This is a genomic window from Halobacillus sp. BBL2006 (genome assembly GCF_000786645.1).
Classification (GTDB): Bacteria; Bacillota; Bacilli; order Bacillales; family Halobacillaceae; genus Halobacillus.
In genome coordinates this window covers 1-7,568 of sequence record NZ_JRNX01000238.1, presented here as the reverse complement: position 1 = coordinate 7,568, position 7,568 = coordinate 1, and the positions used below count along the sequence as shown (strand labels likewise).

Genomic DNA, 7,568 nt, shown 5'->3' with positions numbered 1-7,568 from the left:
TGGAAGTCCAAATAAAGCTGTGGCCACTGTCTCGAACAAAGCTCAGTCTGAAATCTATCGTGTTAACATCGAGTGGGTGGAGGGTGAAGGATACAAGCCTACCCAGCTGGAAGTATTGAATACGAACCCTTATAAATAATTATAGCTTTAGAGAGGAAGTATTAGCATGACAATCGGAATCATAGGAGCAATGGACGAAGAAATCGAACTACTTCAAAGTAAAATGGAAGTCACAAATAGACAGGAAATAGCTGAAATCCTCTTTATTGAGGGGAAACTTCATGGTAAAGAGGTTGTATTATTGAAGTCAGGGATCGGAAAAGTCAATGCAGCAATGTCAACAACCATCTTGCACGAAAGATATGACGTTGATACTGTCATAAACACTGGTTCTGCAGGCGGCTTCGCGAAGGACCTTGAAGTTGGCGATGTTGTAATTTCTAACTACGTCACTCACCACGACGTTGATGTTACGGCATTCCAATATGAATATGGACAAGTTCCAGGAATGCCAAGCATGTACCCGGCCGATGAAACATTAATTAATCAAGCGATGGAAGCTGTAGAGAATACAAATGCCAAAGCGAAGAGGGGAATCATCGCTACTGGAGATTCTTTTATGCAGGAAGAGTCACGGGTGAATTTTGTAAGAGGTAAATTCCCGGAAATGATTGCGGCTGAAATGGAGGCAGCAGCGATTGCTCAAGTTTGCTATAAGTATGGCACACCATTTGTTGTTATTCGTGCCCTCTCAGATATTGCAGGTAAGGAATCCTCCGTTTCTTTCGAAGAGTTTCTGCCAAAAGCGGCAGAAAACGCTGCAGTTATGATTATGTCTATGGTGAGTTCCCTCAACTGATAATAATTACCATCTTCTGCGAATAGATCTTATGTTAAAATACTAGTTGTGCAGGAGGTGGAGATCATTGAAATCTACCGAATCGGTTGAAAAAAAGATTAAAGACTATAATCGCTTCATTTTGACTCTATTAATCTTTTCAACCTATTTATATGCAGGAACATTGATCAGTATTTTTGAATATCAAACGAGATTACATTTTTATTTATACCCGCTAATTTTGATTGGGTTAGGAACGGCTTTTATGTTAATCCTTAAGGTTAAGAAATGGCGGCAGGTTTTATCGGAATAGCTCCAATGGAGCCACTACTTCTTCAGGTAGTGGCTCTTTTTATAAACTTTTTCCTTGTTTACTCTGTTTATAGAATTCATGAAAAATCTTCATGAGGGCTCTTTTTTCTATACGTGATACATAGCTCCGGGAAATGCCTAACTCTTTGGCAATCTCTCTTTGTGTCTTTTCTTCAGTCTGATTCAATCCATAACGAAAGATAATGACTTCCTTTTCGCGATCGTCTAAAATTGTGATAAAGTCTTTGATTTTTTCAAGTTCCATATGGAGCTGAATTTCTTCGACGATATCTACAACATCCGCTTGTAATATGTCGAGTAAATTGAGCTCATTTCCTTCTTTATCGTGCCCGATAGGATCTTGAAGGGAGACATCCTTGTTAGTTTTTTTAGTACTGCGTAAATGCATCAATATCTCGTTTTCGATGCAACGAGCCGCATAAGTTGCAAGTTTGGTGCCTTTCCCTAGAGAATAGCTTTCAATCCCTTTGATCAACCCGATTGTTCCGATTGAGATTAAATCTTCAAAGTCTTCCTTCGTATTTTCAAATTTTTTCACGATATGAGCGACCAGGCGTAAGTTATGTTCGATTAACGTATTCCTTGCTTCTTGACTGCCCTCTTGCATTAGTTTGAGTTGCTTCGCTTCTTCTTCAGAGGAAAGAGGGTTCGGGAAGGCCTGATTTTTCACGTAAGACATGAACCATAAGGATTCTTTGAAAAAATACAGGATCGAAGCGATTAGACTGCTCATGGGACGTGCACCTCCTCAAGTGTTAGGCAAATGCCCACATCTCATACTTATGTAGAAAAATGAGGTCCTGTGCTTGTTCAAGTAGAAAAAAGCTTGTAGAAATAAAAAAGCATGACTCACAAATGGAGTCATGCTTTTCATTATTTAGAAGACTGATTTTGTTTTTCTTCAGCCCGGAGAGCGGTTGAATAATCATCTTTCACGCTTTTATCCCATAAGGGAACTCCGCTCCGGTAGGCTGCTCGGGAAATCATATGTCCTGAAACAGGGGCTGTCAGCAATACGAATAATATGCCGAGCAGCAGCTTTCCACTTATAATATCATGTTCGGTATAGAGGAAAAGAAATGCACCAATCATAATTCCTGCTACACCTAGAGTTGAACTCTTTGTAGCTGCATGTAACCTTGCATACACATCAGGGAATCGGAGGATCCCGATGGAGCCTGAAAGGATAAAGAATGTCCCTGCAAGCAACGAGATGCATATTAGGATATCGAACAGTAAATTAATCCATGTCCCGCTCAATGATAACACCCTTTTCTAAGAATTTCGCCAAGGCTACAGTTCCGATGAACAACAAAATCCCAATTAGCAAAATGACGTCGTTGAACTTTGTTGTAACAAGCAGAATGGCGATCAGTCCTGCTAGTGCCATCAGATTGATTCCGATGATATCTAAGGCGACTGCACGATCAGGGTTCGTTGGTCCGAAAATAGCCCTGTACAATAAGATCAGAACGGAGACAGAAACACCTACGATTGATATAAGAGAAGTGTATTCGATCAGCGACTGGGTGATATCTAAGATGTGATCCATTATCGAGTCACCTCCATAATCGCTTTTTCAAACGTTTCCTTTATGTCATTAATGGATTGCTCTACGTCTGGGATATCCATCGCATGGATGTAAATTTTCGAATGATCTTCACTAACCGCTATCGACAATGTCCCCGGGGTCAATGTAATCAAGTTTGCAAGTAAAGTGATTTCAAAATTGCTTTTTAATTCAATGGGTAGAGCGAATATTCCCGGCTGAATATCAAGCTTAGGCTTGTAGACCAGTTTCACAATATCAATGTTGGAAAGTACAAGCTCTCGAATGAACAATAGAATCAATTTTATAAACTTCCATACACGTTTCATATAAAAAGAATCAGGGATGAAACGCTGCAGGATGAAAAGGAGTCCAATTCCTAATAAGTAGCCGATGAAAAATGTAGAAAATGCATAGCTCTCACTAAGGAACATCCACATGACTGCAATGATAATGTTTATTACAATTTGTAAAGGCATCAGCTTCTACTCCTTTAGCACAGAATCGATGTAGATTTCCGGGTTCATCAAGTAATCTGCAATAGATTGTATGGAAGGATAAAACCACTCAGCTCCAACCCCAAGCAGAATCGATAAGGTTAAAAGTCCTGCCACAGGCCAAGCCATCCTATTGCCTCTTTGTCTTCGCTCAGGATAGGAGAGTTCTGTTTTTTCCCCCCAAAAACCACGGATAAAGATGCGGATCATCGAGAATAAGATGAGTAAGCTCGATAGCAGTGCCACAATTACTATAATGATCTCTTCTTGAGCTAAACTGCCGCGAAGGAGCAGCAGCTTCCCAATAAAACCACTAAATGGCGGGATTCCAGCTAATACAAGGCTAGCTACAAAGAAAAGCCAGCCAAGTAGAGGATAATGGTGAATCAATCCTCCCATTTTCCTCAAATCAGATGTGCCTGCCACATAGACAATCGCACCGATAAGTAGGAAAAGTACACCTTTGATAATCATGTCATGAACGAGGTAATAAATCGTTCCACTGATTGATTCTACAGAGAATAGCCCAATCCCCATAAGCATGAATCCTACAGCAGGGATGATATTATAAGCGATTACAAGCTTGACATTGTTTGTGGACAAGGCACCGATCACACCAAATAGCATCGTTAATCCAGCAAGATAAATGAATAGAGTGTGAGTGAGCTCAACATCTTGATTAAATATTAATGTAAATGTTCGCAGAATCGAATAGATTCCTACCTTAGTCAATAGAGCGCCAAATAGAGCCGACACGACTGGATTCGGTGAAATATAAGGTCTTGGAAGCCAATAATAAAGTGGAAAGACCGCAGCCTTCGTAGCAAAGACGAAAAAGAACATGATGGCAATCGTTGTCAGGACCCCTCGCTGCTCCACTTCTTGAACGCGTTCAGCGATTTGCGCCATATTGACCGTTCCCACGACAGAATAGAGAAATGAGATCGTAGTAACAAACAGCATGGAAGAGAAGAGGTTAATTAATACATACTTCAATGATTCTCTCAGCTGAGCTTTTCCATTTCCCAAAACGATTAGACCATAGGAAGCCATTAATAGTACTTCAAAGAAAACGAATAAGTTGAATAAATCTCCTGTAAGGAATGCACCGCTGACCCCAGCAATGAGCATGAAGAAGAATGTGTAAAAATAGAAACTCTCTTGTTGATCTGAAAGAGACTTAGGTGCAAAAAACACGCAAGCGACAGCTACGATATTCGTCGTAAGAACGAGTGTCATTGATAACATATCGCCTACAAGAATAATGCCGTAAGGGGCAGCCCAGTCACCTGTCTCCAGGACTAAGGAACCTTGTCCTTTAACTTGTAGGAAAATCCAGCCGACTAAAAGAAGGTGGATGACAGCAAAAGCTTGAGATGAAGCTCTTACAAGTGTTCTTTTTTTAGGGATGAAAGCTGCTAGAATTCCAGCTAGCAGCGGTAAGATTATTGGTAGAACTACTAAATTACTCATAATCGGTACCTCTCAATTGCTCCATATTATCAGTTCCATTAATCTTCGATGCTCTATAAGCTAATACAAGCAATAAACTTGTCACACCAAAGCTGATTACGATTGAAGTCAAAATCAAAGCTTGCGGAAGTGGATCAGTATAACTCTCTACCCCTTCAGTCAAAATCGGTGGAGCCCCATTTTCCCCAGTCTCAAGTCCACCCATTGTAAGAATGAACAGGTGAGCCCCATGAGAAATGAGTCCAGTTCCAATTATAATACGCAGCATTTGCTTCTGAAGGAGGTTGTAGATTCCTGTAGTGAACAGAATTCCCGCTAGAATGGCCATGATTAATTCCATTGATTAATCCTCCTCCTTATTTCCACGTAAACGAACGAGGCCAAAGATTGCCATGGCCGCAATTCCGAGAACGACGATTTCGAATAGGGTATCCAAACCACGGAAGTCAACAAGAATAACGTTGACAATATTGTCTCCCCCTCCAAGAGAGTGGGATTTTTCAATAAAGTAGCTGGAAATGGAATCAAACCATTTACTGCTGTGAGAAGAAATGGCGACCATGGTCATTAGAGCACCAAACCCAATTGAAATGACAAGGTTCAGTGTTCTTGAACTAGCTGTCTCATCCTTTTTCCTTAACTTAGGCAGGTGATAGAAAACTAGCAAGAATAATGCAACGGTTACCGTTTCGATAATCAACTGGGTCAGAGCAAGATCGGGTGCTCTGAACAATACGAAAAGCATGGATAATCCATAGCCTACTACTCCCAAAATCAATATTGCCGTAATTCGGTTGTTTGTAATAATCGTTCCTATTGCCGCAATGAACATCATAATGGCGACGAATACGGCTGGAAGTGAAACTCTTGATAGGTTATCAGTATTAATTGCGAATCCGCCTGTCATAGCCATGAAAGCGAATGTGACTACAATGATCGCAGCTAGTATTAAACGAACATAGCGACCTAGAGAACCGTTCATATAACCTTTGGTTACTTTTTCTGAGTACGTCTCCAAACGATCAACGGTACCATCGTAGAACTTGTTCATACTTAGCACACCTGGTACAAATCGATAAACAGGCTGCCACACCTTTCTTGACAAGACTAAGATCGTACCGAAAACCAGAACTGTTAACGACATGATCAATGGTGTGGAAAGGCCATGCCAGAATTTAATGTGCTTTTCAATCTCAACTCCTTTAACGGCTGAGGCCGCGTGAGCGATGAATGGCTCGTTTACCAACTGAGGGAATAAGCCGATAATGATCACTCCAAGAACAAGAATCATAGGAGAAATCAGCATCCCGATCGGCGCTTCATGTGGTTTCTTAGGAAGCTCCTCTACTTTTGAAGTGCCACGGAATGTACCGAAGAAAAAGTACATGGAATAAACAAAAGTGAAGATACTGCCGAACACTGCCAAGTAAGGCAGTATCGTTTGCAAAATCCCTTTGAACCCTTCATTAGTGACATCTAGATGTAAAGCAGCGTCGAAGAATAATTCTTTACTGTAGAATCCATTTAAAAATGGAAGTGGAACACCTGCCATTGAGAACGAAGCGAAAATGGCTAATGTCGCTGTAATTGGAAGGAATGTCATTAATCCTCCAAGTTTTCGAATGTCCCTTGTACCTGTTTCGTGATCTACAATACCTGCGATCATGAACAAGCTTCCTTTAAAAGTAGCATGGTTCAGAATATGAAAGACGGCCGCAAATACAGCTACTTTTGTCCCGAACCCTAGCATAGCCATGATCATCCCTAATTGACTGATGGTTGAAAACGCTAGGATACCTTTCAAGTCTGTTTGTCTAACAGCCATATAAGATCCCCAGCATAATGTGATGATTCCCATCGTAGAAACGATAATGAAAAACCAATCATTAGAAGAAAGCATAGGGGAGTATCGTGCCACTAAGTAAAGTCCCGCTTTTACCATGGTAGCAGAGTGTAGATAAGCACTTACGGGTGTAGGTGCTTCCATTGCATCCGGCAGCCAGATATGGAAAGGAAACTGTGCTGATTTCGTAAAAGCTCCTAAAAGCAGCAAACACAAAATTAATGGAAAGAACTCACTATTCAAAATGAGCTGCTGTTGGCTGATCATTTCCTGAATACTTGTCGTGTTCGTTAACACCGTCATGAACACTAGAGCACCTAACAGGCTCAATCCCCCAAATACCGTTATAAGCATAGACTTCAATGCGCCGTAACGTGACTCTTTCTTATAATTCCAATAACCGATAAGTAAAAATGAGGATAAAGAAGTGAACTCCCAAAAAGTATAAAGAACGAAGACATTGTCAGATAATACAACACCTAGCATCGATCCCATGAAAATCAGGAAATACACATAAAAATGTCCCAGTTGCTCCGATTTATGTAAGTAAAAAATCGAATAAAAAGCAACTAGGGCACCAATCCCGCTAATTAATAAAGCAAATAATAAGCTGAGACCATCTAGATAGAAAAGGACATTCATATCTAGTGAAGGTATCCAAGCATACTCTCTAGTTACAGGTTCAAATCCATGCCCTAAATAACGAGCGAAATAAATAAACACAATCACGGGAACAATTGTTACAAAGTACCCTGTGTGAACGCTATGTTTCCATTTACTCAAAAATGGTATGATCATCGCAATGATGAAAGGCAATAATACAGCCACCAACATGTGGATTTTTCCTCCCTCGACAAAAAGTTTCAAATTTCTATATTAAAGTTTATTCAAACAGTCTATAGACTCAATTGTAATCAAAAAAAGGGCTAACATTCAACTGTCTGACATCGGTGAACAGGCACAACGGCCATTATTTAGTATTCCCTATTAAATAAGAAGAGACACTACAAAAAACAGATTAAAAAAAACATAAAA

The 7,568-nt window shown here is 40.3% G+C and carries 10 protein-coding genes; 3 read left to right on the top strand and 7 right to left on the bottom strand.

The features are described from left to right. The 3 genes from LD39_RS23775 to LD39_RS08015 form a co-directional block, all read left to right on the top strand. Positions 1-139: DUF1510 family protein (locus LD39_RS23775; protein WP_156112590.1), on the top strand; the 139-nt coding region annotated here is incomplete at its 5' end. Positions 140-166: 27 nt separating this feature from the next. Further along, a complete protein-coding gene (gene mtnN / locus LD39_RS08020) occupies positions 167-859 on the top strand; it encodes a 5'-methylthioadenosine/S-adenosylhomocysteine nucleosidase (protein WP_035544979.1) in 693 nt (230 codons plus the stop codon). Between the two features lie 67 nt (positions 860-926). After that, entirely contained in the window at positions 927-1,151 is a 225-nt protein-coding gene (locus LD39_RS08015; protein WP_035544978.1) for a YrhC family protein, read from the top strand. A gap of 39 nt (positions 1,152-1,190) precedes the next feature. On the opposite strand, the gene sigK is transcribed toward LD39_RS08015, so the two are convergent. The 7 genes from sigK to LD39_RS07980 form a co-directional block, all read right to left on the bottom strand. Further along, on the bottom strand, positions 1,191-1,904 hold the full coding sequence (gene sigK, locus LD39_RS08010) for an RNA polymerase sporulation sigma factor SigK (RefSeq protein WP_035544976.1): 714 nt from the start codon (positions 1,902-1,904) through the stop codon (positions 1,191-1,193). Between the two features lie 140 nt (positions 1,905-2,044). Beyond that, a complete protein-coding gene (mnhG, locus tag LD39_RS08005; RefSeq protein ID WP_035544974.1) occupies positions 2,045-2,431 on the bottom strand; it encodes a monovalent cation/H(+) antiporter subunit G in 387 nt (128 codons plus the stop codon). Next, complete coding sequence (locus LD39_RS08000) at positions 2,412-2,723, bottom strand: Na(+)/H(+) antiporter subunit F1 (RefSeq protein ID WP_035544972.1); 312 nt, start codon at positions 2,721-2,723, stop codon at positions 2,412-2,414. The genes mnhG and LD39_RS08000 overlap by 20 nt, the downstream gene beginning before the upstream one ends. Continuing rightward, complete coding sequence (locus LD39_RS07995) at positions 2,723-3,199, bottom strand: Na+/H+ antiporter subunit E (RefSeq protein WP_035544970.1); 477 nt, start codon at positions 3,197-3,199, stop codon at positions 2,723-2,725. Before LD39_RS07995 ends, LD39_RS08000 begins: the two co-directional genes overlap by 1 nt. 6 nt (positions 3,200-3,205) lie before the next feature. Continuing rightward, positions 3,206-4,690, bottom strand: a complete 1,485-nt coding sequence (locus LD39_RS07990) for a Na+/H+ antiporter subunit D (protein ID WP_035544968.1) — start codon at positions 4,688-4,690, stop codon at positions 3,206-3,208. Then, the gene (locus tag LD39_RS07985) at positions 4,683-5,030 is read right to left on the bottom strand and encodes a Na(+)/H(+) antiporter subunit C (RefSeq protein WP_035544967.1); all 348 of its coding nucleotides are present in this window, start codon (positions 5,028-5,030) and stop codon (positions 4,683-4,685) included. Before LD39_RS07985 ends, LD39_RS07990 begins: the two co-directional genes overlap by 8 nt. Positions 5,031-5,033: 3 nt before the next feature. Continuing rightward, positions 5,034-7,367 (bottom strand): Na+/H+ antiporter subunit A, encoded by a 2,334-nt coding sequence (locus LD39_RS07980; protein ID WP_035544965.1) that lies wholly within the window; start codon positions 7,365-7,367, stop codon positions 5,034-5,036. Between the last annotated feature and the right edge of the window lie 201 nt (positions 7,368-7,568).

Bases quoted from the DNA above. Each gene is read 5' to 3' on its own strand.
- LD39_RS07985 (WP_035544967.1), bottom strand. From the start codon at position 5,030: ATGGAATTAATCATGGCCATTCTAGCGGGAATTCTGTTCACTACAGGA.
- LD39_RS07995 (WP_035544970.1), bottom strand. From the start codon at position 3,199: ATGCCTTTACAAATTGTAATAAACATTATCATTGCAGTCATGTGGATG.
- LD39_RS07980 (WP_035544965.1), bottom strand. From the start codon at position 7,367: ATGTTGGTGGCTGTATTATTGCCTTTCATCATTGCGATGATCATACCA.
- LD39_RS08000 (WP_035544972.1), bottom strand. From the start codon at position 2,723: ATGGATCACATCTTAGATATCACCCAGTCGCTGATCGAATACACTTCT.
- mtnN (WP_035544979.1), top strand. From the start codon at position 167: ATGACAATCGGAATCATAGGAGCAATGGACGAAGAAATCGAACTACTT.
- LD39_RS07990 (WP_035544968.1), bottom strand. From the start codon at position 4,690: ATGAGTAATTTAGTAGTTCTACCAATAATCTTACCGCTGCTAGCTGGA.
- sigK (WP_035544976.1), bottom strand. From the start codon at position 1,904: ATGAGCAGTCTAATCGCTTCGATCCTGTATTTTTTCAAAGAATCCTTA.